Here is a 1,249-nt window from a genome sequence, read left to right as displayed (position 1 = left end):
TGAAGTGGTTTACTGAATTTGGCCACCTGAATAGAGGTGATATGCTCACCTCAGAACAACACAGGTTCCTCAATGAAAAGAAGAAATTTTAGTCCTGAATTCAAACGCGAATCCGCTCAGCTGGTTGTCGACCAAAACTACACCGTCTCTGACGCTGCTAAGGCTATGGATGTTGGCCTTTCCACGATGACAAAATGGGTCAAACAACTGCGTGATGAGCGTCAGGGCAAAACGCCAAAAACCTCCCCGATAACGCCGGAACAAATTGAAATACGTGAACTCAGAAAGAAGATACAACGTATTGAAATGGAAAACGAAATATTAAAAAAGGCTACCGCGCTCTTGATGTCAGACTCCCTGAACAGTTCTCGATAATCGGGAAACTCAGGGCACGTTATCCTGTGGCCACACTCTGCCATGTGTTCGGGGTTCATCGCAGCAGCTACAAATACTGGAAAAACCGTCCTGAAAAGCCAGACGGCAGACGGGCTGTATTACGCAGCCAGGTACTTGAGCTGCATGGCATCAGCCACGGTTCGGCCGGAGCAAGAAGCATCGCCACAATGGCAACCCAAAGAGGCTACCCGATGGGGCGCTGGCTTGCTGGCAGGCTCATGAAAGAGCTGGGGCTGGTCAGTTGCCAGCAGCCGACTCACCGGTATAAGCGTGGCGGTCATGAGCACGTTGCTATCCCGAACCATCTTGGACGACAGTTCGCTGTAACGGAACCAAACCAGGTGTGGTGCGGTGATGTGACCTATATCTGGACGGGTAAGCGCTGGGCGTACCTCGCCATTGTTCTCGACCTGTTCGCAAGAAAACCCGTGGGCTGGGCAATGTCGTTCTCGCCGGACAGCAGACTCACGATGAAAGCGCTGGAAATGGCATGGGAAACGCGCGGTAAGCCCGTCGGGGTGATGTTCCACAGTGATCAGGGCAGTCATTATACGAGCAGGCAGTTCCGGCAGCTACTGTGGCGATACCGGATCAAGCAGAGTATGAGCCGGCGTGGAAACTGCTGGGATAACAGCCCAATGGAGCGCTTCTTCAGGAGTCTGAAGAACGAATGGGTACCAGTGACGGGTTACGTAAGCTTCAGCGATGCAACTCACGCAATAACGGACTATATCGTTGGATATTACAGCGCACTCAGGCCGCACGAATATAACGGTGGGTTACCACCAAACGAATCGGAAAACCGATACTGGAAAAACTCTAACACTGTGGCCAGTTTTAGTTGACCACTTCA

At 51.7% G+C, this 1,249-nt stretch carries 1 protein-coding gene; it reads left to right on the top strand.

Annotated elements, in window-relative coordinates; genetic code table 11:
• Positions 1-72 precede the first annotated feature (72 nt).
• Positions 73-1,241, top strand: a protein-coding gene (locus HED65_RS22425) for an IS3 family transposase (protein ID WP_114980192.1) whose coding sequence is annotated in 2 segments (ribosomal slippage) — positions 73-322 and positions 322-1,241 — 1,170 coding nt in all. Because the reading frame shifts where the segments join, the coding sequence is not laid out codon by codon here.
• Positions 1,242-1,249: the final 8 nt, after the last annotated feature.

The organism is Pantoea sp. LS15 (assembly GCF_012241585.1).
Taxonomy (GTDB): domain Bacteria; phylum Pseudomonadota; class Gammaproteobacteria; order Enterobacterales; family Enterobacteriaceae; genus Enterobacter.
The sequence above is the reverse complement of the archived record's forward strand: the minus strand, read 5'-3'. Positions and strand labels throughout refer to the sequence as shown.